This is a genomic window from Mesorhizobium sp. M1307, assembly GCF_040318155.1.
Taxonomy (GTDB): Bacteria; Pseudomonadota; Alphaproteobacteria; order Rhizobiales; family Rhizobiaceae; genus Mesorhizobium.
Map to the genome: position 1 here is coordinate 45,876 of NZ_JAMYLR010000002.1, position 26,495 is coordinate 72,370.

General features: G+C 61.8%; 23 protein-coding genes. 7 read left to right on the top strand and 16 right to left on the bottom strand.

Going from position 1 to position 26,495, the window contains the following annotated elements; genetic code table 11:
• Window positions 1-23 precede the first annotated feature (23 nt).
• The 4 genes from NKH16_RS04325 to NKH16_RS04340 form a co-directional block, all read right to left on the bottom strand.
• Window positions 24-866, bottom strand: coding sequence for a carbohydrate ABC transporter permease (locus NKH16_RS04325; RefSeq protein ID WP_352448136.1), 843 nt, complete (start codon window positions 864-866; stop codon window positions 24-26).
• Window positions 859-1,785, bottom strand: coding sequence for a carbohydrate ABC transporter permease (locus NKH16_RS04330; RefSeq protein ID WP_352448137.1), 927 nt, complete (start codon window positions 1,783-1,785; stop codon window positions 859-861). Before NKH16_RS04330 ends, NKH16_RS04325 begins: the two co-directional genes overlap by 8 nt.
• 21 nt (window positions 1,786-1,806) lie before the next feature.
• A complete protein-coding gene (locus NKH16_RS04335) occupies window positions 1,807-3,162 on the bottom strand; it encodes an ABC transporter substrate-binding protein (RefSeq protein ID WP_352821190.1) in 1,356 nt (451 codons plus the stop codon).
• A 73-nt stretch (window positions 3,163-3,235) separates the two neighbouring features.
• Window positions 3,236-4,240, bottom strand: coding sequence for a LacI family DNA-binding transcriptional regulator (locus NKH16_RS04340; RefSeq protein WP_352690525.1), 1,005 nt, complete (start codon window positions 4,238-4,240; stop codon window positions 3,236-3,238).
• Between the two features lie 896 nt (window positions 4,241-5,136).
• Here NKH16_RS04340 and NKH16_RS04345 point away from each other — a divergent pair.
• Window positions 5,137-5,601, top strand: coding sequence for a hypothetical protein (locus tag NKH16_RS04345; protein WP_352448140.1), 465 nt, complete (start codon window positions 5,137-5,139; stop codon window positions 5,599-5,601).
• Window positions 5,602-5,640: 39 nt separating this feature from the next.
• Here the strand turns inward: NKH16_RS04345 and NKH16_RS04350 are convergent, their stop codons facing one another.
• The 3 genes from NKH16_RS04350 to NKH16_RS04360 form a co-directional block, all read right to left on the bottom strand.
• Window positions 5,641-6,315: a LuxR C-terminal-related transcriptional regulator gene (locus NKH16_RS04350; protein ID WP_352448141.1), complete on the bottom strand. Its 675-nt coding sequence runs from the start codon at window positions 6,313-6,315 to the stop codon at window positions 5,641-5,643.
• Window positions 6,312-7,754, bottom strand: a complete 1,443-nt coding sequence (locus NKH16_RS04355) for a sensor histidine kinase (RefSeq protein ID WP_352821187.1) — start codon at window positions 7,752-7,754, stop codon at window positions 6,312-6,314. Before NKH16_RS04355 ends, NKH16_RS04350 begins: the two co-directional genes overlap by 4 nt.
• A gap of 148 nt (window positions 7,755-7,902) precedes the next feature.
• Entirely contained in the window at window positions 7,903-9,420 is a 1,518-nt protein-coding gene (locus tag NKH16_RS04360; protein ID WP_352741963.1) for a S10 family peptidase, read from the bottom strand.
• 282 nt (window positions 9,421-9,702) lie between these two features.
• On the opposite strand from NKH16_RS04360, the gene NKH16_RS04365 reads away from it, so the two are divergent.
• On the top strand, window positions 9,703-10,200 hold the full coding sequence (locus NKH16_RS04365; RefSeq protein ID WP_352741965.1) for a hypothetical protein: 498 nt from the start codon (window positions 9,703-9,705) through the stop codon (window positions 10,198-10,200).
• A 113-nt stretch (window positions 10,201-10,313) separates the two neighbouring features.
• Here NKH16_RS04365 and NKH16_RS04370 read toward each other — a convergent pair whose 3' ends face one another.
• Together NKH16_RS04370 and oiaX are read right to left on the bottom strand one after the other, a co-directional pair.
• Window positions 10,314-11,648, bottom strand: coding sequence for a four-carbon acid sugar kinase family protein (locus NKH16_RS04370; protein WP_352741967.1), 1,335 nt, complete (start codon window positions 11,646-11,648; stop codon window positions 10,314-10,316).
• A gap of 4 nt (window positions 11,649-11,652) precedes the next feature.
• A complete protein-coding gene (gene oiaX / locus NKH16_RS04375; RefSeq protein WP_352741969.1) occupies window positions 11,653-12,927 on the bottom strand; it encodes a 3-oxo-isoapionate-4-phosphate decarboxylase OiaX in 1,275 nt (424 codons plus the stop codon).
• Between the two features lie 178 nt (window positions 12,928-13,105).
• Here oiaX and NKH16_RS04380 point away from each other — a divergent pair, with 178 nt between their 5' ends.
• Together NKH16_RS04380 and NKH16_RS04385 are read left to right on the top strand one after the other, a co-directional pair.
• A complete protein-coding gene (locus NKH16_RS04380) occupies window positions 13,106-13,819 on the top strand; it encodes a transcriptional regulator NanR (RefSeq protein WP_352741971.1) in 714 nt (237 codons plus the stop codon).
• Between the two features lie 312 nt (window positions 13,820-14,131).
• Window positions 14,132-15,100, top strand: coding sequence for a GlxA family transcriptional regulator (locus NKH16_RS04385; protein ID WP_352821184.1), 969 nt, complete (start codon window positions 14,132-14,134; stop codon window positions 15,098-15,100).
• A gap of 76 nt (window positions 15,101-15,176) precedes the next feature.
• Here NKH16_RS04385 and apnL read toward each other — a convergent pair whose 3' ends face one another.
• From apnL to NKH16_RS04420, 7 genes are all read right to left on the bottom strand, one after another.
• Window positions 15,177-17,084, bottom strand: coding sequence for a D-apionate lactonase (gene apnL / locus NKH16_RS04390; RefSeq protein ID WP_352741974.1), 1,908 nt, complete (start codon window positions 17,082-17,084; stop codon window positions 15,177-15,179).
• Window positions 17,081-18,115, bottom strand: coding sequence for a Gfo/Idh/MocA family protein (locus NKH16_RS04395; protein WP_352741975.1), 1,035 nt, complete (start codon window positions 18,113-18,115; stop codon window positions 17,081-17,083). The genes apnL and NKH16_RS04395 overlap by 4 nt, the downstream gene beginning before the upstream one ends.
• A gap of 1 nt (window position 18,116) precedes the next feature.
• Window positions 18,117-19,181, bottom strand: coding sequence for an ABC transporter permease (locus NKH16_RS04400; RefSeq protein WP_023675478.1), 1,065 nt, complete (start codon window positions 19,179-19,181; stop codon window positions 18,117-18,119).
• Complete coding sequence (locus NKH16_RS04405) at window positions 19,178-20,722, bottom strand: sugar ABC transporter ATP-binding protein (protein ID WP_352741977.1); 1,545 nt, start codon at window positions 20,720-20,722, stop codon at window positions 19,178-19,180. Before NKH16_RS04405 ends, NKH16_RS04400 begins: the two co-directional genes overlap by 4 nt.
• Window positions 20,719-21,372, bottom strand: a complete 654-nt coding sequence (locus NKH16_RS04410) for a DUF2291 family protein (protein WP_352448153.1) — start codon at window positions 21,370-21,372, stop codon at window positions 20,719-20,721. Before NKH16_RS04410 ends, NKH16_RS04405 begins: the two co-directional genes overlap by 4 nt.
• 112 nt (window positions 21,373-21,484) lie before the next feature.
• The gene (locus NKH16_RS04415; protein WP_023675475.1) at window positions 21,485-22,426 is read right to left on the bottom strand and encodes a D-ribose ABC transporter substrate-binding protein; all 942 of its coding nucleotides are present in this window, start codon (window positions 22,424-22,426) and stop codon (window positions 21,485-21,487) included.
• Window positions 22,427-22,691: 265 nt separating this feature from the next.
• Window positions 22,692-23,519, bottom strand: a complete 828-nt coding sequence (locus tag NKH16_RS04420; protein ID WP_352568083.1) for a phosphogluconate dehydrogenase C-terminal domain-containing protein — start codon at window positions 23,517-23,519, stop codon at window positions 22,692-22,694.
• 341 nt (window positions 23,520-23,860) lie between these two features.
• On the opposite strand from NKH16_RS04420, the gene NKH16_RS04425 reads away from it, so the two are divergent.
• From NKH16_RS04425 to NKH16_RS04435, 3 genes are all read left to right on the top strand, one after another.
• Window positions 23,861-24,535: a DUF2161 domain-containing phosphodiesterase gene (locus tag NKH16_RS04425; RefSeq protein ID WP_352741979.1), complete on the top strand. Its 675-nt coding sequence runs from the start codon at window positions 23,861-23,863 to the stop codon at window positions 24,533-24,535.
• Between the two features lie 147 nt (window positions 24,536-24,682).
• Window positions 24,683-25,108: a hypothetical protein gene (locus NKH16_RS04430; RefSeq protein ID WP_352448156.1), complete on the top strand. Its 426-nt coding sequence runs from the start codon at window positions 24,683-24,685 to the stop codon at window positions 25,106-25,108.
• A gap of 66 nt (window positions 25,109-25,174) precedes the next feature.
• The gene (locus tag NKH16_RS04435; RefSeq protein ID WP_352702790.1) at window positions 25,175-26,365 is read left to right on the top strand and encodes an NADH-quinone oxidoreductase subunit D; all 1,191 of its coding nucleotides are present in this window, start codon (window positions 25,175-25,177) and stop codon (window positions 26,363-26,365) included.
• Window positions 26,366-26,495 lie beyond the last annotated feature (130 nt).

Sequence of the window (26,495 nt, forward strand, 5' to 3'; positions counted from 1 at the left end):
TGTTTCTCCTCTTGCTTCAGCGGTTATTTCAGGCCGCTTGTCTTGATGGATTCCATGATCTGGCGCTGGAAGATCACGAAGAGGACCAGCATCGGCACGGCGACGATGGTCGAGGCGGCCATGACATAATTCCAGGCGGCGGCGTACTGGCTCTTGAAGTTCGCAATGGCTACCTGCACCACCCAGAGGTTGAGGTCCGATGTGATCGTCAACGGCCACAGGAAAGCGTTCCAGTTGGCGAGGAAGAACAGGATCGCCAGTGCCGACAGGATCGGCCGGCTGAGCGGCAGGATGATGCTCCAATAGATGCGCCAGTAGCCGGCGCCGTCCATGATCGCGGCTTCTTCCAGTTCCCTGGGCAGCGACAGGTAATATTGCCTGAGCAGAAAGATGCCGAACGCGTTGAAGATCGCCGGAATGATCAGCCCGGCATAGCTGTCCAGCATGTGCAGCGTCCGCGTCAAAATGAACAGCGGCACGATGATGACTGGCAGCGACACCAGGAAGGTCGAGAACATGGCGAGGAACAGAATGTCGCGGCCCGGAAAACGCAGCCGTGCGAGCGAATAGCCCGCCATCGAATGGAAGAACAGCGCAGCAACCGTCACCGTCGCCGACACGAAGAACGAATTGAAGAGATAGCGCAGGAACGGCACCTCGGTCAGCACATAGAGGAAATTGCCGAGCGTCGGGCGTTCCGGAATGAGGCTCGGCGTGAAGACGTCGCTCGCCGGCTTGAGCGAGATGACCAGCATCCAGACAAGCGGGAATACCGTCATCAGGCCAAGTGCGGCGGTTGCCAGCATCCAGGCAAGTCTCGCCGCTCGTATCTGCGAACGGCCGGAAGGAGTTCGGCCGTCAGTCATGCTCGAAACGTCCGCCGCGCGTCAGCACGAAGAAGAAGACCGTGACCAGCATCAGCGCCAGCACCAGCAGCGATGCCATTGCCGACGCATAGCCGAAGGCGCCGAACTGGAACGCCTGCTTGTAGATGTAGATGATCAGCACCGAGGTCGAATTGACCGGCCCGCCTTTGGTCATCACATAGATCAGGTCGAAGACCTGGCCGCCGGCGACAGCCGCGACGAGCGAGACCAGGAGGACGAAGAAGCTGGTCGGCTTGAGCAAGGGCAAAGTAATGTACCAGAAGCTTGTCACCGGCCCGGCACCGTCGATCTTTGCGGCTTCGTAGTACTCTGCCGGGATGTCCTGGAGCCCGCCGAGGAAGATCAGCATGTAGAAACCCATCAGGAACCAGACGCTGACCAGCACCAGCGTGAACAGCGCCAGATTTGGATCGCCGAGCAGCGAAATTCCGCCGAGGCCGACGAGCGGCGCCAGCCGGCTGACGATGCCGACCTTTTCGACCAGCATGAGCTGCCACACGAGCGCCACCACGACCAGGCTGACCATCTGCGGCGCAAAGAACATCGAGCGCATGACCGCGTTGAAGCGGTTGGTCTTCTGCACCAGAAGCGCCAGTCCCAGTCCGGCGACGTAGAGCGCCGGCACCAGCATGACGGCATAAGCTACCGTCACCTTCACGGACGACCAGAACAGCGGGTCGCCCCACATGCGCCTGTAATTGCCGAACCCGACGAACCTGTAGCCGCCGAAGCCGTTGACCTCGAAGAACCCGACGGCGAGCGACAGCAGCATCGGCACGCCGACGAACACCAGCAGGCCAACCGCATCGGGCAGGACGAACAGCCATGCGGCGCAGCGCTCCCTTTGCTTGGCGGTGAGGCCGCGGGCGGAATTCGCGCCCGCGGCTGGCGGTTTCATCTGATCCATGCTGGAAAGGGCCTAAAGGATCGGCGCGCCGGAATAGGAAGCGAGGAACGCATCGAGTTGCTGACTGGCCGTCGTCGCCGCCTGCTGGGCATCAACCCCGCCAAGCTGTGCCGACTGGATGGCGTCGGAGATGATCTTGTAGGCCTCCGGCGGAACCCGCGGCTCGGCGCGCGTCCCCGGATGGATCTCCTTGGCGAAGGTGCCGAACTTGCCGGTGCTGAAGACATCGGCGCCGGCCTTCAGCGCGCTGTTGCGCGGCGGCATGTCGCTCTTGGCGACAGTGCACCAGTTGACGACCCGGTCGATCGATGCCGGATCCATTGAGGCCAGCGCCCAGGCGCAGAACTGGGCGGAAGCATCCGGGTTCTTGCCTCCGGCATTGGCGACAAAGGCCCAGCCACCGCCGACGGTGACGTATTTGCCATTGGCCGGTGTCGGCAATTTGAAGATGCCGTAGGGCACGTCCTTGGCGTTGTTGTCCATCGCCGAAATGCCCCAGATGCCGCAGTTCTGCATGGCGCACAGCCCTGCCCCGAGATTGGCGACTATGTCGAAGCCGCCGCCGACCACCTGACGCGGCGCCACGCCGGTATTGATGGCATCCTGCCAGAGTTTCAGCGCCTGGACGGTGGCCGGCGAATCGAAGGCGCTCTTGCCGTCCTTGCCCTGGAATTCGCCGCCGCCCTGCCACAGGAACGGATACCAGGTGAAGTTCTGGTAATAGCCGGGAGTCGTTTCGAACAGCACGCCGTAGCGACTGGGCGTCGTCAGCTTTTTGGCGACCGCCAACAGCTCGTCCCAGGTCTTCGGCACGTCGTTCTCGTTGAGCTTTGCATCCTCGAACGCTTTGACCGAATAGTAGAAGGCCATCGGCTCGACTTCCATCGGCACACCGTAGATCTTGCCGTCCACCATGCGGTTGGCGATGACGCTTTCCGGGAAATCGGCTTTGGCGGCATCCTCGATATGCGGCGTCAGGTCGGCAAGTACGCCGCCATTGTAATAACGCAGGAAATCGCCGGGGCTGATGAGGAAGATGTCAGGGCCCTCGCCCGACGCGAAGGCCGTTGCCAGCTTGGAACCGGAGATGTATTCGCTGTTGACGACATATTCGAGCTCGACCTTCTGGTCGTGGCCGTCGTTCCAGTCGGCCACCAGCTTCTCGAACCACTGGACCTGCGGCTTCACGTCTCCCCCAGGCGCATAGAACTGCCAGAATTTCAGCGGCGCTTCCTGAGCGCGCACGGCCATCCTGTTGATGAACGGGAAGCCTGTGAGGCCGGCGGCAGCGAAAGTGGCGCCGCCCTGGATCAGCCGACGGCGGTTCAGGCTGGCCAATGTCCGGTCGCGGGTCGTTTTGTCAGTCATCAATTCCTCCCTTGGATGTTGTTCGGTCGAACGTTGGCGAAGGGACCTCCGTTCCCTTTGCCGGCATCTGGCGTCACGCGCTGTCGAATGGGCTCAACACGCATGGGATCACTTCGGTGCGCGGCGCGCCCTCGACTTTGCCACCCAGCCGTTCGAGCAGCATTTGCGTGGCGCGCTTGGCAAGCATTGTCGGACTGTTGCCGACACGGGTCAGCTTCGGCCTGACATATTCCAGTTGAGGCAGGTCATCGAAGACTGCGATGGCGATATCCTGAGGGATATTGATCCCATGGTCGTAGAATTCGGTCAGCGCACCGGAGGCCATCAGATAATTGGCGAAGAACATCGCCGACGGCAGGTTTCCGCCGTGCTTCTCCCTGAGCCAGGTGACCGCTTCCCGCCCGGACGGGGCAAGATAGCTTCCCTCGAACCGCAGATCGGCGGAGATTGGCACGCCATTGTCGGCGAGCCCTTTTTCGAAGCCGGCGGCACGCGCCATCGCCTCCTTGAAAAAGGCTGGCCCGGTGACATGGGCGACGCGGCGATGGCCCCTCTTCGCCAGATACTCGCCCATCAGATAGCCGCCGCCGAAATCGTCCAGCTGGACGCTGTCGACAGCATGGTTCGGCAGATGGCCGATGAAGACGGCGGGCAGATCGAGGCTGAGCAGTTCGCTGTGCATGCCGTGCAGCGCGAAGTCGGCAACGATGACGCCGTCGACCCGCTTGCGCCCTATCTGGCGCAAATACTCGCGGCCGTGATCCTGTGAATGTCCGCCCGGCACGTCGGTGTTGAAGATCAGCATGTCGAGGCCGACCACTTCGAGCGTCGACTGCGCCGTTTTCACCAGCTCCGGATAGAACGGGTTGCGGATGTCCGGGATCAGCATCGCGATGATGTTGGTGCGGCCGGTGCGCAGGCTTTGCGCCTGCGGGTTCGGCGTGTAGCCGAGTTCGTCGATCGCCGCTTGTACGCGTTCACGCAGCGATTTCGATACCCGGTCCGCATGGTTGATGACATGCGACACGGTCGTGCGCGACACGCCCGCTCGCGTAGCAACTTTGGAAATCGTGCTCATGGTGACAGGTTATGAGCACATGAATGCATTTGCAAATCGATTTTACCGGTGTCTCGCAAATTAGGGCCGTCAGGCGGATTGCGCAAAATGCCAAAAGAAAAGGCCGGACTGTTAAGCCCGGCCAAGTGTGAAGGTCTATAACCTCCAGAGGGGAACGCGCCGGACGCAATGGGAGGAGACATCCGACGCAATTCGCATATGGGTCTGTATTGGTGGCGTTTCAACGATGCGGCAGTAGACCAACGGCGTTGCTGCCATAGAGCCAGAAACGCAAAGCATTCGAAGGGGGCGGTGGATCGCAGCTGCCAGTTGGACACAAAGGTCGCCGAATGCAGGGTGGCTCCTGGCATAGGGACTTCAGTCTGTAGGCCTATCGACCAAGGACCCGCACAGCCAAACTTTGGTCCGAGGCTGCTATCGCAAAAGCCCGAAATGCGAGAGTTTCAGGAACTGAGTTCCGAGGAGCCCCGTTGCGATGCCGACTGTTACAGGAGGCCGCCATGGACCCGAGCATTCACCAGGCGCGTTGGCTGCTTTTTCCGTTATTTGGCCTGTGTTTCGGGATCGCGGCCATTGGATTTATTGTTGGCTGACAGTGGGAACTCGGCGCTATCGCGGAGAGACGCAACCACGGGAAGGCAAAAGACTTGCGCAGTAAATAGTCCCTTCCTGCGCTAGCGAGACCCACCAGTTACCATCGTGGGACTGGTGGGCCTTGACGTTCCGGACGCAAACCATTGTTTTAAGCATCACACGAATTCGAACAGGAGGCAGTACGACAGAGCCGTATGATTAAGGGGAGTTCCGACATGCGACTGGCAAGTTCATTGATGACGACCCGGAAACGAAGGACCGGATCTTCACGAGGACGTCGTGTCGGCATTTCTGTAGTCGTCTTGACCTTCATTCTCGTCGTAAGCCCCTATCGCGTCGTGTTCGATGGATCATCGCAGCCGCTCGGCCCGCAGGCTGCCTGGGCCAAAGATGGCGGGAACGGCAACGGCAATGGCGGGAACGGGAACGGGAATGGGAACGGCAATTCGGGCAATTCGGGTGGAAACTCCGGCAATTCGAACTCGAACGCTGGTGCCGGCAAGGGCAAAGCAAAGTCGCAGGACGACAATCTCCCTGATCCCGCCCCTGCGGTAAACCCCGATAGCAAGCCAAAACTCTTTGTCAACGCATCCACAGGAGACCGGGTCGAGGTGAGCGGCCCGAGCATTGGCGTGGTGCATTCGAACGGCCTCAGCGAGCGCATCGACAGCGACCAATATGAAATGCGGGATGCCGAGGGCCGCACCATCATTCGGCGCCTGGCGACGCGTTCCGATCGGGACAGGTTGCTTGGAATGATCAACTGAGGGCCAGTTCACATGGCCGCGCTGTGCGGCAATTTCGGCTCAAGCATGATCGCGAACAGGCGGATGCCGGCGCTCAGTCGCATCGCGCAAGGTCATGGCGGCTTCGGTCCTGTTGCTGACGTTGAGCTTGGCCAGGATTCGCGTCATGTGGTGCTTTATCGTCTTTTCATGCAGGTTCAGCCGAAGCCCGATCCGCTTGTTGCTCAGTCCCGCGGCAACCAGCGTCAGGATCTCCCTTTCGCGGCTGGTGAGGTCGGCAAGTCCGTCAGCTTTCGCCGGCTCTTTTGATTGAGCCGAGAGATCGGCCAACAGGCGCGCCGACAATTGTGGACAGACATATCGTTCGCCCGACGCTACCGTGCGCAGGATCGCAGCCAACGTCCTCGACCCGACCCCCTTCAGAACATAGCCCCTTGCCCCGCTCTGCAACGCGGTCATCACGTGCTGGTTTTCTTCCGAAACGGTCAGCATCACAATTTTCAGTGCCGGATGCCGCTCAAGGGCCGGTCCGATCACGCCAAGGCCACCTCCAGGAACCGAGATGTCCATCAGCAGAATGTCGGGCCGCTGGTCTTCGATTATCCGCAGGGCATCGTCTCTGCTGCTTCCTTCACCGACGATCTCGAACCCGCCGATCTGATCGAGCGTGCGCACAACGCCTTCCCTGAACAGCGGGTGGTCGTCGACGATGGCGAGCTTGATGGCTACTGTCATGTCTGCCCCATTTCAACGATGTTGAGGGCCATTCTTACGACTGTGCCACTCTGTGAGGAAGTCACGGTAAACTGGCCCCCGAGGCTTTCCACCCGCTCGCGCAGCCCAATGAGTCCCAGCCTCTCGGGACGCACGATTTGCGGGTCAAAGCCAGCGCCGGCGTCGGCCACTTCGATACAAACGCGCTCGCCGTCGAAATGTTTCTCGACCGACTGACCTTCACCTCCGGCATGACGGAATCCATTGTTCAGCGCCTCCTGGACGAAGCGGAAGATGCAGATCTTGGCCGCCGGCGACAACGGCGCATGGCCGCCGGTCATCGATAATCTCACTTTGACGCCGGTTCGTTCTTCGTGCGCCCGTACGGCTAGCTGGAGAATTTCACCCAGTTCGGCATGCTCGATATGCGGCAGGACAAGGCCCTTGCTGATGCTCCTGATCTCGCGCATGGCATCGTCCAGATGTGCTTTGATGGCCAGCAATTCCTGTGCACGCTTCGATTGCGGCGTAGCGGGATCGGCAATGACGGGGCTGTCGATCCCCAGCGCCGCGAGAGCAACCAATTGCGCGGGGCCATCGTGCAAGTCCGCACCGATGCGCCTGAGATAGCGTTCGTTAAGTGCGGTGGCACGCTGCGAGGCACGCTGCACCCGCAGCCTCAACAGTCTGTTTTGCGCAAGCAGATCGGAAAGCTCGGCAATGCGCTGCTTCAACGAGCGGCTCTGCGAACTGATCATGCGGCTGCCACGGAACACGATTGCCGACAGCCCGAGAAAGAAGGCCGCTGTGACGACGGCAACGTCCAGCCAGGTTCGAATGAGCGCCTGATGCAGGTTTCTTTCAAAATCAGTGGCGACCTCGTAGAATTCCGAAACGGCCACCACTTCCCCCGACCATGGCTGCAGCACCGGATTGTAGATCTCGAGGAGATGCAAGCCGCTGGCTCTTTCGGCCTCGCTGTCCGGATCGTCGAGCTTGTCGAACTCCGAGACCATTTGGCCTGCGAATGCCGCCCGGAGATTGTCGCTGGGTTCGAAGCGCTTGCCGATCAATGTCTTGTCGGTCGAATACAGGATGGTTCCGTCGCGACGCCAGAGCTTGAAGGATTCGAGCCTTGTGCCGAGTGCCCCTTGTCCCAGCGTTTCATCGAGCGCATGGGCGACGCTCTCGTCGAGCACTTCGCTCTTGCGCATATCCGGAAGCAGCGGCGCGATAACGCTGTCCACGTAAAGAGCCGTTGCGGATGCCGAATTCTGCGTGACCACGGTTTCTATATGGTTCGTGACGGAAATCCCCACCACCACCATGGCTGACAGGGAAAATAGGCCGCCCGCGAGCAGGAACTGCGTTGCCAGCGACAGCGCATTCCAACGGTCAACAAGGCTTGTCAGCCTGTGTGGCTTGGTGTTCCGAATGGCCCGCTCGGCAGCACGCCGCACCAGTGGCGCGATTCTGGAGAGCCGGCTAATCCGTTGTCGAACGTCGCTGAAAGACGCCATCCTAGGTGTGTAACCGATCAATCGCGATGGAACTAGGGCCTGATGAGAGGGCGAACAGCGTATCCGGCGCTTTTTTGGGCAAACCGTCTCATTGCGTCGTTCGGTAAAGCTCGGACGCGGCCTGCTTCAGTGCCGCCCGTCCATCCGGCCTCAGATACATCATGTGCCCGCCCTCCAGCACCTCGGTGCGAATGGGCTTTGCGCCGGCAAGCGAAGGAATTTGACCAAGCAGGTAGCGCGAGCCCATGTACGGCGTCACCAGGTCGCTGTAGCCGTTGACGATCAGCACGCCGAGGCTGGGGTTTAGCACGCGCGCCTGTTGAAGGTCGTCCATGACACCCGCATAGCCCTGACGCGTCGCGCTCGTCCCATAGTCCCAATTGCCGCTGACTTCACGGTTGAGAAGCCGATAGCTGATATCCGTGCGGAAGTTCAATTCATCACGCACATAGCCGACGAAAGCGGAGGTGAGCGCCGGCACGCTTCGGTCGAGCACCGGATCGGGACCCTCGACTCCCAGGCTCTCTGGCGCCACGTCCGCTGTCGCGATGTTGCCGTCATAGGCGCTGAGAACATTGCCCTTTGCCCGTGCAAACTCCTTGGCGAACAGCCCTATGGGAATGCGTGCAAAGTGCCGCTGGACGAGATCGAGCGGCAGACCGGTGATTGCGGCGACACGCTGGCTCGCCAGGCGTCCACCCTGCTCCAGCCCACCTGCCAGCGCGGCCAGATAATCGCCGAGCGCATAGCGTTCGACTTCTGCCAGCCGCTCCTGCAGGGCCGGGCCGGAAACGCCTTCGCTGTGTAGGCGCACTGCCGCCAGCGACGGCAGTTCCAGCGCCCAGTGGAGCGGCTGGAACTCGTCTGGGCGCACCAGCGTGAATTCGAGCGCCGGCGAAATCAGCACGACGCCACTCGGGCTGATGCCGATGTCTTCCTGAAGCTTCCTGGCGAGCAATGCTGCTCGAAAGCCGCCATAGCTTTCGCCAGCCAGGAAGACAGGCGATGCCGTACGGTTCGTCTGCGCCAGATAGAGCCGGATAAACGCGCCTATCGACGCGACGTCCTGGCTGACGCCCCAGAAGCTGTGTGCTTCTGTGCCGGGCGCTTCACGGCTGTAACCGGTTCCAACAGGGTCCACAAAGACCAGGTCGGTCATGTCGAGCCAAGTGTCGGCGTTGTCGAACAGCCTCTGCGGCGGCGGCAGGAAACTTCCATCGGCCGCCGTCGCCAGGACCCGCGGACCGAGCGCGCCGAGATGAAGATAAGCGGAAGCTGCTCCCGGACCGCCATTGAACACGAAGGTGATCGGGCGCCGCGGATCCGGTCCCGTTTCTTTCCCGGAATGCAGTGCATAGGCGACGTAGAAAATCTCGGCGGTGATATCGCCTTTGCCGGACGGCAATGACAGCGTGCCGGCCTTGGCCTCGTAATCGAGCGTGCGTCCGGCTATGACGATCGAATGATCGGAAGTCTGCGGCGGTGGCAGGAGCGAGAGAACCCCGCCTGTGGGCGGCGGCCGCTGGGCCGTCTCCGCGTGACCCACCCCAACTCCGGCAACCAACAGCAGAAGAGCGAGGGCGATTTCTTGCAGCTTGATAGGCATGACGTCTCCGGAGCAATTGGCTGGAAACTAGCACACCGTCGGCCGAACCAAAGTCACAGCACCGTGCGCCAGTACATCTGACAAGAAGAGGGGTCGGATTTGGAAATCCGATGCCCAGGCGGAAGATAGGGCGCGAGGGTCACGGCAGCAGCCTCAACCTCTTCCAGCAGATGCGTGCGGCGGATTGGCGGACCAAACGACTTCGTGAATTTTCTGCCGGTTGACTCGATTGGCCCACTTCCTAGGTTGGCATTCGGGGCTCCCGTGCAATCCGAAGTTGGTATGACATCTTTCCACACCCGAAAGCTTGCCTTTCTCCTTCTATCGGCAAGCGCCGCCATCCTGTCTTCCTGCGTCATGCCCGACGACACGTCGAGCACTGCGAAGGAAGACGCCACGGCGGCGGCAGCCCGCAGGGAGATGGTCGGCCTTAGCGAGGCGGACGTTCGAATGTGCGCCGGCTTTCCGACCGCCACTGCCGATGTCGGCAAATCCGGCCAGATCTGGACCTATCAGCGCGTCGTTCAACGCGGCAATCTCAACATTGTCGTTCCGACCGTGGCCATTGGCCCGGTCCCGGCGCTGGGAGGTTCCGTCAACGTCGCCCCCGGCGGCTATTGCAACACGCAAATTCGAATGGTTGACGGTCATGTTGCCGAGGTTGCCTACGCCGGCGACAACAACCTGCCGAACAACCGCGATGCGCTCTGTGTCAGCACGGTAGACGCCTGTGTCGCCTACGCCCGTCAGTATCATCCAGGCAGGACAATGGGCAGATAGCGGGATGAGTGGCATTGCCGCTGATCTGAACGCCTGAGATTTCTGGTTTGCCGGCTATTGACTATCCTCGATCCCGATCGAGCATCACCGATTTGACCTGACATTCCCCGCTCTCAACCGCCGACCCCATCGCGAATAGTGGAGAAATAGCGGTCGGTTCCGACCTGCCCGCCCTTGAGGGCAATTTCCAGCCCATCGATCGCCTTAATGCTTGAATGCGCCACACAAAGTGGCGAGCCCGGCGATGCCGGCAGCGGCATTCGCACAGTCAGCGCGTCGACGCCCATCTGGCCAAGTGCATGGCTCGACGTGTCGCCGCCGGCGATGACCACGCGCAGTAGCTTCTCTTGAAGCGTCAGTTCGCGGAGAACCTCGCCAAGGCCGCGGCCGAGCTTATGGCGGGCGCCTTCCCGGAGATCGATTTCTGCACCGCGGTCGGCCGCAGGTCCGAGCGCGGTGTAGAGGATGACGCTGCGCCCGGCCCGTAGGCTGGAGCGGCCGGTTGCCACCGCGCGCGCAATCGCGTCGTTCGAAGCCTCAGAAACCAGTTCGACCGGGTCGAGCTCGATCCCGTCGAAGCCGTCGGCCAGAGCATGACGGATCTGTCGTTCCGTCGTCGGCGAGCAGCTCCCCGAGACCACGGCAATCCTGTCGGCAGCGCCCGGCGGCGAAAAGGCGGATTTGGTATCCACGATCCGGTTCGATGCCCATTCGACCAGCAAGGCATATTCGATGCCTGAAGAGCCGACGACGAAATAACCGCCCGGCTTGCGAGCGCGCCAAATCTCCTTGCCGGCAATTGCCTGGGTTTCCAGGCTATCGACATCGACAAGCACGATACCTGAGCCATTCTCCACAAGCCGGTCGAATGCTTTCGACCGCGACGCGGACTGCAGCGTCGCCAGGTCGACCAGGCCCGAGGCGAGGCTGGTCTGGCGCGACAGATGGATCAGCAGGTCTGATTCGTCCATCGGCGTGGTCGGATGGCGGCTCATCACGGGATGGCGGTCGATGCGGAAATATTTTTCGCGATAGGCCGCGAACAGATGACCGAAGGCGGTGTAGCGCTTCAGCTGCGGCGCGCCGACCACCAGCGGCACGCCGTCTTGCCGGAAAACCGAGCGGCCGATTTCGATCGCCCGGCCGATGCTGCCGATTGCCGGGCTGGAATCGAAGGTCGAGCAGACCTTGTAGTGGCAGATCTCGGCGTTGACGGTCTTCAGCCAGGCGAAGGCATCTCGCAGATGCGTGTCCATCCACTGCGGCGTCTCGCTGCGGCTGGTGCCGGCCAGCCCGAGGGCGCGGCAATGCGCAAATTGCGAAAGCAGCGCCTCGTCCGGCTGGCGCATGAACAGGACGGTCGGCACGCCGCCGAGCTCGAGCGCCTCCATAACGTCGGTCGAGCCGGTCAGGTCGTCGCCATAGTAACTCAGAAGCCGGTTTTGCATGGCGTCAGGCCGCCTCGCCGCCGCCGAACTTCTCGATCGACCGCGCCAGCTCGACATGGCTCAAGGCATAATCTGCCAACGGAATGTCTTGGACCGCCGCCTGCCAGGCCTGCTGCACGGCGCGCACGCCGGCGCCCGGCCCGTCCGGGTGGCTGACGATGCCACCGCCGCAGAGATAGAGAAGATCGACCGTCCGGCCGGTTCGCTGGAAGGTTTCAGGCGCCTGCCCGCCCCACTGGCCGGAGCCGGCGACCGGCAATGCGCAATCGGCCGGCGAAAAGATCGGCGTGGTCACCGCCTTGAAGGATTCGACGAAGGACCAGTCGGGTTCCCAGTATTTCGAGGCGATGCCGTTGATCTGGAACTGGTCGACGCCGAGCAACCGCCAGAACTGCTGCCAGACCTTGAAATCCATGCCGAGGCCGGGATGGCGGGTGAGAATGTCCCAGCCATTGCGGTGGGCATGGAGCACCAGGCTGGAGCGCTTTCGGAGGTAAGCCATGCCACCAAAGCCGATCGAATTGATGCTGACCACCGCGCAATTGCCGCCGGCCTTTGCCACCAGATCGTGGTTTCGCATCATCTCGTCGGGATCGGCATGTGAAATGCCGAAGGCATACATGACCTTCTTGCCGGTCTTCTGCTCGTGGTCGAGGATCAGCGGCATGATTGCCCTCACCCGCTCCGACAGCGGTGAATAGGCCGGGCTCATCAGCTTCTCGTCGTCCTTGATGAAGTCGACGCCGGCGGCAATCAGCTCTTGCACCATTGCGGCCGTCTCGTACGGGCGGAGTCCCAGCGCCGGCTTGACGATGGTCCCGATGATCGGACGATCCGCGACACCGGTCAGCCTGCGGCTGCCCGTGACGCCGAATTGCGGGCCCGGATGCGCGCCCCGGTACTCCTCGGGTAGCTTCATGTCGACGACACGGATGCCGGACAGGCCCTTGATCGAAAAGGTGCCGCCGATGGCGATGGTCATCAGCGCCGACAGGTCGGTGCCGATGGCGTCCAGCGGAAAGGCGATATCGATGTCGGCGCGCTTGACCGGGCCGTTGCGTGCTTCGGGGCTTGCTCCGGAACCGGTTTCGGGAAGGGACGGCCGGTCCGCGTCCGGCAGATGCCGTATCGCCAGGACTCGCGCTGCGACCCTGGCCTTGAGCTCTTCGGTCTCGCCGGCCAGCGCGACGAAGGTTCCGGTCGACTGGTCGCTTGCAATCTTGGCCGCCAGCGCCTCGATATTGCCGGGCGTTTCGATGCGATAGGTAAGAACAATCATATTCGCGCGGCCTGCCGGGGAGGTTTCGAAAAAGGTTCCTTGGCCCTCGAAATCTGGTATAATGAGTACATAAGCATTGCAAGCCCTATCCGGCTTGGCGGTAAGGGCGAGCCCGCAACTGGCGTTCCGGAATTCACGGCGGAAATGCATAGGCCGGTTAAAGGAGTGATTCGCGACGATGAACCGTTCGGAGCCGATCGTCCGGCGCAAGCTTTCCGACGAAGTATTCTTGAGACTGAAGCGCCTGATCACCAGCGGCGAATTGCTGCCGGGTGACGACATGCCGTCGGAGCGCGAATTGATGGAGCGTTTCGAGGTCGGCAGGCCGGCGATCCGCGAGGCGATGCAGGCGTTGAGCAATATGGGGCTGGTCGCGATCTCGCATGGTGAGCGTGCCAAGGTGCTGCAGCTCACCGCCAAGTCGATCATCAAGCAGGTCGACGGCGCAGCCAAGATCATCCTGTCGTCATCGAAGGACACGCTCGAGCACCTCAAGAACGCGCGCATCTTCTTCGAGCGCGGCATGGTCAGGGAAGCCGCGGAGAAGGCAACCGCCGAGGACGTGCAGCGGCTGCGGGAAACGGTCGCCGAGCAGCGCAGCCATCGTGGCAATTCGGAAGCCTTCATATCCGCCGACATGAAATTCCACACACAGATCGCGGCAATATCCGGTAACCCGATCTATGTCGCCGTCAGCGAGGCAATGCTAGGCTGGCTAAAGGAATACCACACCGAAATGCTGATCTGGACCGGCAAGGAAAAGTTCACGCTGACCGAGCACGAAGAGATCGTCGGACACATCGAAGCCAAGGATGCGGATGGCGCCGAGAAGGCGATGATCAAGCACCTCGAACGCTCGCGCGCGCTCTACGTGATGAATTCCGGCAACTGAAAATCAAGTGCAGGTCCCGACCGGCGTCGCGGTCGAACCTTGTTCTCGGCCTACTGGCTGACCACAGATCAGCCTGAGCCCGGACCGACGCAGTTTTATGTTGCCGTCTGAATCCGGTGTATGTGCCGCGTTGTTTTCATTCAGCGATTTCAGCATTTGCATCTTCCCAGCCGTGGATTTCCGCCGCCCGCTTTCGTCAGCAGGCCCGCATAGGCCCGTCTTGGAGGCGCCTGGCTTCTTCTTGAATTGGCAATTCTTGCAAAGACTATGCTAGATTTGCCGCTCGGCGAGAACGACACCGGGAGAACCGCAATGGCTGACAGGAGCCTCCACGTCGTGATCTGGCTGCCGTCGAATTTCTATTCGGCCGTCGTCTCGACGCTCGTGGAAATGTTTCAGCTTGTGAATGACGTCTGCCGGTCACAGGTTCTCTCCTGTGAGTTCGTTTCAAGGGGCGCGCCGTCGACATCAAGCACAGGAATTTCCTTCCCGACGAAGGCTCAACCATCCCGGAAAATGGATGTCCTGATTCTCATTGCGATGCCGGGTGTCGAGATTCCGGAGCTTCTGCGCTCGCTCGACGAGGAGTGTGAACATTCAAAACCGCTGATCGCGCTCGCGCAACAGCAGGACGCAATCATCGCAGCACATTGCGGCGCGTGTTATCTGCTCGCCAATTCGGGATTATTGGACGGTAAACGCGCAACGATATCCTGGTGGCTGAAAGCCGAGGCAAGCCGCCGGTTTCCGCAAGTGCGATGGGACGCTTCCCGCCTGCTCATTCGCCAGGACCGCCTTTACACATGTGGAGGCGGGTTTTCCGGACTCGAACTCGCCAGGGCTTTGCTGATCGATCTGGGCTTCGAGAAGGAAGAGCGGATCATTCGAAAACTTTTGGTTCTTCCTCCGCCGCGCAAATTCCAGAGTCCCTACGAATTTCCTCTCGACAAAATTTCGAACGACGCCAGCCCATTCGAGAAAAAGCTGCGCGAGCTCTCGAAAGACAAGATGTCAGAAATCGATTTGAAATTTCTTGCAACCGAATTGGCGATGTCTTCGCGAACCCTGTCTCGCAGGTTTTTCGACGAGCTCCAGACAACGCCGGGAAAATGGATCCAGGAAAGGCGGCTGGAGTTGGCAAGGTCCATGCTTGAGGAAACGAAACTGAGCGTCTCAGAAATTTGCTATCGGGTGGGATATCAGGACGTCGCTTCGTTCAGCCGTCTTTTTTCCAAGACAACTGGAATGGCACCAGGCGAGTTTCGAAAGCAAGTCCGGTGACAAGTCGGCAGCGGAAGTACTGCGGCTACGGGCAACCGCTGCGGAACTGCGGCGATTCATGAACCCCGGCGTGACTTCAGCCAATCCGGACGATTGCGTAGGGCGTCATCACAAGACGGTCTCGGCCCGACGCGTCGCGCTGAATCTGGCGTGACGTTCGTCCATCCCAGATATTCAGAAAATCCTGATCGGAACCGAGCCCGGAAACATCGACTGGAAGGTCGGCCGGGGTAAGGTTCGCCAGCCAGACGATGATCCTGCCTGTCCGGGAGCGGCCGGCCAGTGCCAGCACCCGCGTCTCATCGGTCGTTGTCGCCGCCACATGCGCATGGCCGGCCAGATCGCAAAGTCCTTTCACTGCGTGGAAAATCGGCCGGGGTGTACCTTCTTTGACAGGTTCGCCCGACGAGGCCAGCACGCCGAATGGTCCGGTGAAGCTGCAGAGCGTCAGCATTTCGAGCCCGGCCGGCGCAACGCGCGCGGCATAGCCGATCGTCCATGCGGCCCCGAACAGCCCGGCATGGCGAGGGTCGCGGTCGGCCATGGCAATGCGCTGATTGTCGGGATTGGCCTTGGTCGCGCCGCCATAAGGGTTCTGGCGCATGGCAATGGTCGACGGCCCGATCCGATAAGGTATTGTTCCGAAGATCGTTCGTACTGACGCCGTGATGAAAGGCAATGCCTCCAGCGATTGCATGACGCTGAGATCGTCGGCGGCGTGCACGATCGGGCAGGTGCAATGCGTGACGAAATCGAGCGGGTCGGCCGGCACACGCTTGCGATTGAGTTCGGTGAAATAGCTGAACATGCCGCCGCCGAGGCGGCTGTCGGGAAAGGCGCGCCGCGTCGCGGCGTAGACGTCTTCGAGCGGCGGGCATTGCGGCCATGCGCTGCCCGGCGGCGTCGACTGCCGGTCGACCGAGGGCGAGACGGCAATCGCCGAAAGCTTGAGCCCGGCCTGGCGCACCCTGTCGGCGACGCCTGAAAGCTCGGCGTCGAGATCGCCGTCGCCGGCAATGACACATTCGAGCGTTGTCCGGACCGGATAGGCGGCGGCCAGCCGGGCGTAGGATCGCAAGGCGTCGAGCCCATGGCCGCGCGTCGGGTCGTAGTGGAACATCAATTGCTGCGGACCAAGCTCGCACAGCATCGGTAGCTTGCCCAGCGCCGCCTCGACCTCATCCGGATAGACGATCACGCCGATATCCGGCAGCCCCGGTCCGGCCTTGCCGAGCGTGACGCGAATTGGTTCGACGGTTGCCGCAGCCGCCGGCACTTTCCCGCGACCCTCTATCCGCAAGCTGATGGTCTGACGGAAGGTCTTGCCGGCGGGCAGCACATAGGGCCGCGGCAGCGCCAGCGGCCGAACATAGGTCTTGTAGGAGGCATCCGACCAGTTGCGCTGGTCCTCCATCTCGAAAGTATCGCCTTGCATACGGCATTCGGCGGTGACGCCCGGCCGGACCTCATGGGTGATCGCCCGCAGATCCTTGAAAGGCTGCCAGGCATCGATCAGCTCTGGAAGCCGCATCGCGACCACGCTGCCATCGGTATGCTCGACCGTGACCGGGCTGCCGGCCAGGCCGGCAATCGGATGCAGGATGCAGAAGCCGCAGCGATTGGTCTCGAAATCGTTGTCGGGAAGAGCGCTCACGTCGAAGATCAGCTGGCCATCGGCCGAGCCCTTGATGGTCGCACGGAAGTCGAGCCGGCTGCCGTCCGGTGCTTGGCAACTTGCCGAATAGCTGACGAAGAAAGCGTCATCGCCCTGGTCGATGATTAAATCGGTGAGCGTCGGCTCGTAGGTGCCCCAGTCGCGATCCCTGACGATGTAGGCGATGGCACGCAGAACTTCGGTGTCGCCGTGCCGGATGGTGCGCAGATTGCCATTGACGAAGTCCGCCGTCAGCGCGCCGGCGCGCAGCCTGACCGGTTCGGCTTCAACGGCACGTGTGCCGTAGAGGAGGAAGGCGTCGGCTGTCATTTCAGCAAGGCGTCGAGTTGCACCGGCTCCCGGCTTGCGGCGCCGGCGTAGGCTGCCTCGACCAGCGCTAATGTCTTGAGGTTGTCCGCGCCCGAGGTCGCGGGCTCGGTTCCGTTGGTCAGGCAATCGACCCAGTGCTTTTGAATGGCGACGACGCTTTCCTGGATGTTGTGCCACGGCCGCGATGCCCAGGCCAGCAGCGGTGGCGAGACATCGCTGACGACTGTCCCGCTTCTTCCGGTGACGGTGAGCCGGTAGCCCTGCGCCAGCCGGATCGTGCCGTCGCTGCCGTCGATTTCGATCAGCGTCTCGGGGAACGGCTCTGTCGCGAGCTTGCTCGCGTAGCTGCAGTCGACCATGGAAGTGGCGCCGCTCGCGTGGTCCATCAGCATCGTCGCAACATCCTCGCCGGCAATGCCGGGATTGATGCGCGCCGTTCGCGCAGTGACCGTCGAGACGTCGCCCAGCAGAAAGCGGGCGATGTCGAGGATATGGATGCCGAGATCCTCGATAATGAAGCGCTTTCCGGTCGCCAGATAGGGCTGGCCGGAAAACACGTCATAGGCAGAGCGGAACGAGATCCGTCCGAAAAAGGGGGTGCCGATTTCGCCGCTGTCGAGCACGGTACGCACCGCCTGGATCGGCGACTGCCAGCGAAAATTCTCATGCACCATCAGCGGCACGCCAGCGTCAGCACAGGCCTTTACCATCGCCTTGGCGTCGGCAAGCGTCGGCGCAAACGGTTTTTGGCAGATTGCAGGAACGCCGTGCTGCGCCGCCATCTCCACCAGCATTCTGTGGCTTGGTGCGGTAGTGGCGATGTCGACGAAATCCAGCCTTTCGCCGGCAAACAGCGCTGCGGCGTCGGTATAGCGCCGCGCGACCCCGAACTGGTCGCCGACGATCCGCAGCCGGTCCGGATCACGGTCGCAGATGGCGGCGATCGAGGCGCCCTCTATGTCGCGCCAGGCATGCATCTGGTTGAGGGCAAAGAAGCCGCAGCCGATCAGCGCTCCCCGCAACTCCGCCATTTCAGCCGGCCTTTGCCATCTGCATCAGCGTCACCCGGCTCTGCAGCCGGCGCTGTGCTTGGTCGACGACGACGGCGACGATGATGACCAGGCCCTTGATCACCATCTGCCAGAACGAGCTCACCCCCATCATCACCAGCCCGTCCGAAAGGATGCCTATGACGAAGGCACCGACAATGGTGCCGCCGATGGTACCGCGACCGCCCGACATCGAGGTGCCGCCGAGCACCGCCGCGGCAATGGCGTTCAGCTCGAAGCTCTCGCCGGTCGCCGGATGCGAGGCCATCAGCTCGGACGAGATGATCAGCCCGACGATCGCCGCGCAGAAGCCGGAGAACATGTAGACGAACATCTTCACCATATTGACGCGGACGCCCGAAATCCGCGCCGCCCGTTCGTTGCCGCCGACCGCGAAGATGTGGCGGCCGAGCGGAGTGTATTTGGCGAGATAGGCCGCCCCTAGCGCAACGACGAGCAGAATCCAGAGCGCGACCGGCAGGCCGAGCAACCGGCCGGCGCCGAGAAAGCCGAATCCGGTGGTGCCGAGCTCCGGCTTGCCGACGAGATTGGGGAAAGTACGGCCATCCGACGACAGCAGCGCCAGGCCGCGTGCGACATAGAGCACGCCGAGCGTGGCAATGAAAGGCGCAACGTTAAGCCTGGTGATCAGCAAGCCGTTGACGGCGCCGATCAATATGCCGACGGCAAGCGTGATCAGCGCGATCTCGAAGACGTTGAAATAGATGGTGTAGCCGACCTGCAGGTCGATGCCGTTGAGCACGAGGTAGCCGGCCACCATGCCGCACAGGCCGACGATTGAGCCGACCGACAGGTCGATGCCGCCGGTGATGATGACGAAGGTCATGCCCATTGCGAGGAATGCGTTCAGCGCCACGTGCTTCGACATCAGGATAAGATTGGCGGCCGATAGGAAATTGGGGGCGGCTATCGAGAAGAATAACAGCACGGCGATCAGCGCGATGAACGTCCTCGCCTTCATCAGCGTCAGCAGGACCGAGCCGCCCGACATGGAGTTGACCGCCGCCTTGGCTGGGATGTCAGTCATGCGCCTTGCTCTCCGTGCGGGACCGGTCCGTGGCCGAAGGCCGAGGCAGCGACGAGCGCGGCCTCCGTCGCCTCGGCGCGATCGAACATGCCGGTCAATTTTCCATTGCTCATCACTGCGATACGGTCGGACAACGCCATCACTTCGTCGAGATCGGAGGTGGCAAACAGAATCCCCAGGCCGTCGCGTGACAGCTTGCGCATGGTGCGGAACACGTCGGCCTTGGCGCCGACGTCGATGCCGCGGCTGGGCTCGTCCATCAACAGCACCTTCGGGCCGGTGAGCAGCGCCTTGCCGATCACCACCTTCTGCTGGTTGCCGCCTGACAGCGACGAGACTTCCTGCGCCGGATCGGCGACCTTGATGGCCAGTTCGCGCACCGTCTGGGTCACCGCCTGTCGTTCGGCGGCACCACGAATGTGGAACAGGCGCACGAACCGCGACAGGCTGGCCAGCGTCAGATTGCTGGCGACGGAGAGGATCGACACCAGCCCTTCGCGCTGGCGGTCTTCGGGAATCAGCGCCAGGCCGCGCCGGATGCGCCGCGTCGTGTCGCGCTCGTGCACTTTTTTGCCGGCAATGAATATCGTGCCCGTCGAATGGCCGTGGCGGCCCATGATGCAGTCGAACAGCTCGCTGCGTCCGGCGCCCATCAGGCCATAGATGCCGAGAATTTCGCCGGCGCGCAGCGACAGCGAGACGTGATCGACCGCAAGCCCGCCGGTGACGCGCGGCAGGCAGATGTCCTCGGCGCGGAATATTTCCTCGCCCGGCACATGGCCGTCGGCCTTGGCGAAGTCCTTGGCGTCCGAGCCGATCATCTGCCGCACGATCCACTGGGTGTCGACGTCTTTCATCTCCGCCTGGCCGGTGATGCGGCCGTCGCGCAGCACCGTGATGGTGTCGCCGATGCGGATCAGCTCCTCGAGCCGGTGCGAGATGTAGACGACTGCCACGCCGCGTGCCTTGAGGTCGGCAATCACCTTGAACAGTATCTCGACTTCCGCCGCGCTGAGCGCCGAGGTCGGTTCATCCATGATCAGGATGCGCGCATCGAGCGAAACCGCCTTGGCGATCTCGACCAGCTGCTGCTGGCCGATGCGCAGATCCTCGACCAGCATGTCGGGCCGGATGCCGGCTTCCAGGCGTTCAAGGAACTCCGCCGCGCGGCGCTCCTGCTCCTTGCGGTCGATCTTGCGGAAGCGGTTGGTGATCTCGCGGGTGGCGAAAATATTTTCGGCGACAGTCAGATTGCCGAACAGATTCAGCTCCTGGAAAACCATGCCGATGCCGCGGCTCACGGCATCACCGGAAGACGAGAATGAAACCTCCTCGCCGTCCAGAAGGATGCGCCCGAGCGTCGGTTGCTCGACGCCGGCGATGATCTTCATCAGCGTCGATTTGCCGGCTCCGTTTTCGCCGACCAGCACGTTGACCGCGCCTTTGCGCACCTCGAAATTCGCCCGCTTGACCGCGACGGTGCCGGAATAGACTTTCGAGACGTCCTCCAGCTTCAGGATGACATCTTGATCGCCGGTCATGGCTTCGGCCCGATCTTTGCCTCCGCCGGCGTCACCAGCGGCAGGTCCTGGCCACTGCCCGGCGTATAGGCGCCAAGTACCTCGACGCTGCGGCCCTCGAGTGCCTCGCGCGGCAGCTTGGAAAGCACGGTCTTGTCGGCATAGGCGTTGAAAGCCTTGCCGAACTGGGCGAAGTCGATCTGGTTGGTGAAATCGTTGAACTGGATGAAGTCGAGGCTGTCGCGCAGCGCGGTTCCGCGCATGGCGGGTCCGATCTGCACCCGCGCGTCCGCCTTGCCGTCGCCGTCAGCATCGATGTCCATCGTCGCCGCGCGTGACTGTGTATTGGCTGCAACGACCTTGCCCTCGAGCCGAACCGCGAAGGTCCATGGCGAATTCGCCTGCTTCTTCGGGTTGCCGTATTTGGCGCCGGCAGCGGCGGGATCGGTCTTGGCCAAGGTGTGAACCTCGGCAAACGGCCCGGCCTTCTGCTGCAGATAGGGTATGACTTTCGCCGCCCAGATGTCCTCGACCATCTTGTCGGGATTGAATGCGGAGCCAGTGCCGCCGTTTTCCGCTGACGGCGTCGGCAGGATCTTGCAGGCGGTCAGGCTGACTATAGCTGCAAGGAACGACGCGACAAGGATCGGCCGGGTCAGCTTGTTGAACATGTCGGCTCGTTCGGCATGGCAGTCAGGAGCACCCAAAGAAATGGAAGAAAGGGCGAAATGGAAGCAAGGGACGAACCGGAGGCTCGTCCCTTGCTGCTGATGTTACACCGGCTCAGTTGGTGAGCGCGAATGTCTCCAGCTTGGCGGCATTGTCGCCATTGACCAGGACGCAGTCCATCAGCTGCTTTTCTTCGGCGGGAGACTTCTTGTTTTTGATGAAGTCGTTGGCCTGCTCGACCGCCATCTGCGCCTGCGCGAAGGCCGGCTGCAGGACTGTCGCCTTGATGCCGCCGGAGGTGATCGAGTCGCGCACGTCGTTCGACCCGTCGAAGCCGACGACGATGACGTCTTTGCGGCCGGCAGCGGCAAGTGCCGCGTAAGCGCCCATCGCCATTGTGTCGTTGCCGGAGATCACGCCCTTGATATCGGGATTGGCCTGGAGGATCGATTCCATCTTTGAATAGGCCTCGGTCTGGCTCCAATTGGCCGACTGCTGCGCCACCATCTTCAGGTCCGGATAGTCGTCGATGACGTCGTGGTAACCCTTGGAGCGGATGCCGGCATTGGTGTCGGATTCCTTGCCGACGAGCTCGACGAAATTACCCTTCTCGCCCATCAGCTTGACGAATTCCTGTGCGCCGAGCTGGGCGCCCTGATAATTGTTGGAGACGATCTGCGCGACGGCAACGCCGGTGGCATTGATCTCGCGATCGATCAGGAAGGAAGGAACGCCCGCGTCCTTGGCCTTCTGCACCGCGGCGACGGTGGCGTCGGCGCCGGCATTGTCGAGGATGATCGCCTTGGCGCCGCGGCCGATCGCCGTGTCGATCAATTCGGACTGCTTGTTGGCGTCGTCGTCATGGACGAGCACCAACGCCTCGTAACCGAGTTCCTTGGCCTTGGCCTCCGCGCCGACAGCTTCCGCCTTGAAGAACGGATTGTCATGCGAGGGCGTGATGATGGCGATCAAATCCGCCGCATAGGCGGGTGCGGCGGTGCCAAGCGCCAGCATGCCGGCAAAAGCCGCAAGCGTCATTCTGCGTGTCAGTTTCATGTATTCCTCCCGTTGAAAATCCGTGCCTTGTCCCAAGGCTATATGCATTCGATTTCGTTAGCCGGCCGTAGGCGGCGGGTCGCGTCAGATTCACAAGCCCTTGGCCGGCTTCACCTCGACGGATCGCTCCCCCTATCCTCCACTCATCCAGCGCCTGATCCTGCTGCGAAGCTTGACGGTCCGATCCATCGAACAGCTAAGCCAACTGGTATAATGAGTCAATGACAATTTCAGGTGACATGTTCCGGAGAACGCGTCGCTGCCCTCAAGTGATGCGCTGAATGCTCGCGGCAATCTCCTCCGGCTCGAACACCCGCTTCCAGTCGTCGCGCATCAGCACCGGCTTGCCGAACTCTATCGCCTTGTTGCAGGCGTCGGAGAACACGCCTTTGGTCTCGCCGAAGATGACGGCGCCAAGCACGTTCATATGACCAAGCAGGAAGTCGAGCGCCGCCTGCTTGTCGACCCCGCGCGCCACCACCTCGTCGACCGCCTCTTTCATGACGACGAGCAGCGAGGCGCATACCGTTTCAGAAAGGCCGGGCTCGAGCAGGGCCATCTGATCGACCGTGACGCGATGCGAGCGCATGACCGGCGCCCAGATGATTTTTGCGATCGCCTCACCCTTGGCGAAATCCTCCTCCGGTCCCTGCATCAAGGCGCTGACCATATGCTGCTTGGCCTTGACGCCGCCGAAATAATCCTTCTTGGCCGCCATGTCGGTCTCGTCGTTGAAGATCGGCGGATGGCACGGGTGGGTGACGAAATAGGTCAGGTCCGGCCGCTTCGGCAAATGCCCGGCGAAAGGTGCCGCGGCGTCGAGCACGACGACCATGGTGCCTGATGCAAGCTTGCTCTCGATACTCGCCGCGACCTTGCCGATGTGCGTGTCCGGCACCGCCAGGATCACCACATCGGCGCCATCAAGCGCCTCATCGGCGCTGACGGCATCGATGCCGAGGCCCGACTTAAGCCGCTCGCGGCCGGCGTCGCTGACCTCGACATGGCGTATCGTATAGGGAGATCCGCGAAAATTGGTCGACAGACGGTAACCCATTTTGCCGCCCGCACCAAACAGCGCAATCGTTGTCATGTGTCCGTTACTCCTGAATTCCAACGACGGCCCTGCCGATCGTCATCCCATTGACTTGTATGCACATTGCCGCCGGTTGGCGGATTAGAAAACGCAGGGGAGCCGCCGCTCAAATGACGATGCCATGGACGATATCTCGGGCGCCCGGATGTCCAGCACAGCGCAGCTACGCGGAGCATGCTACCTTAGGTACACATTATACCAGCATACCAAATTGGCAAGCGGCCATGGCACGGCTCTGACCACTTGGTCGGCCGTCGTTTACCTCCTGTTCAACGGCAAGGAGCGATCATCGCGCTGAACCGCCGATCGGCGGGATGATTCGCAGCCGACAAAGGCCCATGCTCGAAACGTCACTCTACAGCCCGGTCAAGGCCTTCCTCGAAGGCCTGGGATTTATAGTCAAGGGCGAGATCGGCGGCTGCGATCTGCTGGCGCTGAATGCCGACTCTCCACCGATCGTCGTCATCTGCGAGCTGAAGCTGAAGTTCAATCTCGAGCTCATCCTCCAGGGCATCGACCGTATGGCGGCGAGCGACGAGGTCTGGCTAGCGGCATGCATGTCGGCCCGTGGCAAGGGCCGTGAGAGCGATGTGAGATACCGCAATCTCTGCCGTCGGCTCGGCTTTGGCCTGCTTGGCGTGCGACCGAACGGCGAGGTTCAGGTGCTGCTCAGCCCGACGGCATTGGCTCCGCGTCGCGATCCCCGGCGCCGCTCGAAGCTAATTGACGAACATCGGCGTCGGCAGGGCGATCCTGTCGCCGGCGGCGGCTCGCGTGCGCCGATCATGACCGCTTATCGCCAGCAGGCGCTGGCATGCGCCGCAGCCCTCGCCGACGGCCCAAAGCGGCCGCGTGACTTGAAGCCCAACCTGCCGAACGCGCCTAAGATCCTGCTGCACAATGTGTATCGCTGGTTCGCACGCACCGATCGCGGGATCTACGAACTGACCGCTCAGGGCCGTGAGGCGTTGCAGCGCTGGCCGCAGCCCGATCGCAGCCACACCGCTGCCTGAGACAGGCAACGCCGGATTTCGCGCCCTGCTTTCCGCGACAATCACGGCTTTCGGCAAGACATCACCTCGGTCACGGAACCATATTTCGACACGATGGTTTTGTCGTCACCGAATTGATCGTCCGCTGAGCAAACGGAAGGAACGGCCATGCGCCTATCGACGACAATTGCCACACTTTCGGCACTGGCCCTTGCCTCGCCGGTCTATGCGCAATCCGTGGGACCAGAGCTTGCCCCTGTCCCGCCGACGGCCCCGCAAACCCTGCCGGAGCAAGCCACCCCCGAAGGGACCACTCCCGACCAGGCTACACCTGACCAAGCCTTCTCCGCCCAGAATTTCACCGCAGTGACAATCGTGGCGATGGAGGATCTGCCTCCTGACATCAAGGCACAGGCGGAGGCCGTCGTCACGCAGACCAGCGCCGAGGATTTGCGCATCCTGCAAAGTTCGATCGACGCATCGCCGCAGGCGGCATCGGCGCTGGCGGCGAACGGGCTTAATTCCACGCAGGTCGTGGCGGCCAATATCGACGGCGACGGCACGCTGACGCTGATCATCCAGACGACGACGTGAGCGGCTGAAAGCGGACAAGCCGGCTCCGGCACGGAAACGAAGGCCGCCCGATCGCGGAGGACTGTCATGGCCGAGGCTGCAGTTCGCAACTTCACCATCAATTTCGGGCCACAACATCCCTCCGCTCACGGCGTCCTGCGGCTGGTGCTCGAACTCGACGGCGAGATCGTGGAACGCGCCGATCCCCACATCGGCCTGCTGCATCGCGGCACCGAAAAGCTCATCGAGTACAAGAACTACCTGCAGGCCTTGCCCTATTTCGACCGGCTCGACTACGTCGCGCCGATGAACCAGGAGCATGCATTCTGTCTCGCCGCCGAGAAGCTCCTCGAAATATCGGTTACGAAACGCGGACAGCTCATCCGCGTGCTTTTCTGCGAAATAGGCCGGCTGTTATCGCACCTCCTCAACGTCACCACGCAAGCCATGGACATCGGCGCGTTGACGCCGCCGCTCTGGGGTTTCGCCGAGCGCGAGAAGCTGATGGTCTTTTATGAGCGCGCGTCCGGCGCCCGCATGCACGCGAATTATTTCAGGGTCGGCGGCGTGCATCAGGATCTGCCGCCGGAACTCCTCGACGACATCTGGAAGTTCTGCGATCCGTTCCTCAAGGTCTGCCACAATCTCGAAGAGCTGTTGACCGAGAACCGCATCTTCAAGCAGCGCAATGTCGATGTCGGGGTGATCGGCCTCGATGATGCCTGGGCCTGGGGCTTTTCCGGGGTGATGGTACGCGGATCGGGCGCGTCCTGGGACCTGCGCAAGGCGCAGCCATACGAATGCTATTCGGAGATGGATTTCGATATTCCGGTCGGCAAGCATGGCGACTGCTACGACCGCTATCTCGTACGCATGGAGGAAATGCGCCAGTCGGTCCGGATCATGCGGCAATGCCTGGAAAAGTTGCGCTCACCCGAAGGCCAGGGACCGGTCGCGATTCCGAACCACAAGATCACGCCGCCGCCGCGTGCCACGATGAAGCGCTCGATGGAAGCGACGATCCACCACTTCAAACTTTATACCGAAGGCATTCGCGTGCCGAGCGGTGAAGTCTATGCCGCCGTCGAGGCGCCGAAGGGTGAATTCGGCGTCTACCTCGTGTCGGACGGGGGCAACGTTCCCTACCGATGCAAGATCCGCGCACCTTCCTTCGCCCACCTGCAGGCGATGGATTTCCTGTCCCGAGGCCATATGATCGCCGATGTTGCCGCGATCATCGGCTCGCTCGACATCGTGTTCGGAGAAATCGATCGCTAGTTTAGCCAGGTCGCAGGATCTTCCCCGATCGCAGGATCATTTGTGTCGTTAGTAGCCGCGCAGGCAGGCCTGGACGGCGCTCGGCCGCCGGCCAGACGAAGGCCCTCACCTGCGGCGGGCCAGCTCAAAT

Coding starts and splice junctions, on each gene's coding strand:
- NKH16_RS04430 (WP_352448156.1), top strand. CDS start 24,683: ATGCGCCTATCGACGACAATTGCCACACTTTCGGCACTGGCCCTTGCC.
- NKH16_RS04350 (WP_352448141.1), bottom strand. CDS start 6,315: ATGACAGTAGCCATCAAGCTCGCCATCGTCGACGACCACCCGCTGTTC.
- NKH16_RS04370 (WP_352741967.1), bottom strand. CDS start 11,648: ATGCAAAACCGGCTTCTGAGTTACTATGGCGACGACCTGACCGGCTCG.
- NKH16_RS04415 (WP_023675475.1), bottom strand. CDS start 22,426: ATGAAACTGACACGCAGAATGACGCTTGCGGCTTTTGCCGGCATGCTG.
- NKH16_RS04330 (WP_352448137.1), bottom strand. CDS start 1,785: ATGAAACCGCCAGCCGCGGGCGCGAATTCCGCCCGCGGCCTCACCGCC.
- NKH16_RS04335 (WP_352821190.1), bottom strand. CDS start 3,162: ATGACTGACAAAACGACCCGCGACCGGACATTGGCCAGCCTGAACCGC.
- NKH16_RS04360 (WP_352741963.1), bottom strand. CDS start 9,420: ATGCCTATCAAGCTGCAAGAAATCGCCCTCGCTCTTCTGCTGTTGGTT.
- NKH16_RS04435 (WP_352702790.1), top strand. CDS start 25,175: ATGGCCGAGGCTGCAGTTCGCAACTTCACCATCAATTTCGGGCCACAA.
- NKH16_RS04425 (WP_352741979.1), top strand. CDS start 23,861: ATGCTCGAAACGTCACTCTACAGCCCGGTCAAGGCCTTCCTCGAAGGC.
- NKH16_RS04365 (WP_352741965.1), top strand. CDS start 9,703: ATGACATCTTTCCACACCCGAAAGCTTGCCTTTCTCCTTCTATCGGCA.
- NKH16_RS04385 (WP_352821184.1), top strand. CDS start 14,132: ATGGCTGACAGGAGCCTCCACGTCGTGATCTGGCTGCCGTCGAATTTC.
- NKH16_RS04340 (WP_352690525.1), bottom strand. CDS start 4,240: ATGAGCACGATTTCCAAAGTTGCTACGCGAGCGGGCGTGTCGCGCACG.
- NKH16_RS04400 (WP_023675478.1), bottom strand. CDS start 19,181: ATGACTGACATCCCAGCCAAGGCGGCGGTCAACTCCATGTCGGGCGGC.
- NKH16_RS04405 (WP_352741977.1), bottom strand. CDS start 20,722: ATGACCGGCGATCAAGATGTCATCCTGAAGCTGGAGGACGTCTCGAAA.
- oiaX (WP_352741969.1), bottom strand. CDS start 12,927: ATGATTGTTCTTACCTATCGCATCGAAACGCCCGGCAATATCGAGGCG.
- NKH16_RS04410 (WP_352448153.1), bottom strand. CDS start 21,372: ATGTTCAACAAGCTGACCCGGCCGATCCTTGTCGCGTCGTTCCTTGCA.
- NKH16_RS04420 (WP_352568083.1), bottom strand. CDS start 23,519: ATGACAACGATTGCGCTGTTTGGTGCGGGCGGCAAAATGGGTTACCGT.
- NKH16_RS04325 (WP_352448136.1), bottom strand. CDS start 866: ATGACTGACGGCCGAACTCCTTCCGGCCGTTCGCAGATACGAGCGGCG.
- NKH16_RS04380 (WP_352741971.1), top strand. CDS start 13,106: ATGAACCGTTCGGAGCCGATCGTCCGGCGCAAGCTTTCCGACGAAGTA.
- apnL (WP_352741974.1), bottom strand. CDS start 17,084: ATGACAGCCGACGCCTTCCTCCTCTACGGCACACGTGCCGTTGAAGCC.
- NKH16_RS04395 (WP_352741975.1), bottom strand. CDS start 18,115: ATGGCGGAGTTGCGGGGAGCGCTGATCGGCTGCGGCTTCTTTGCCCTC.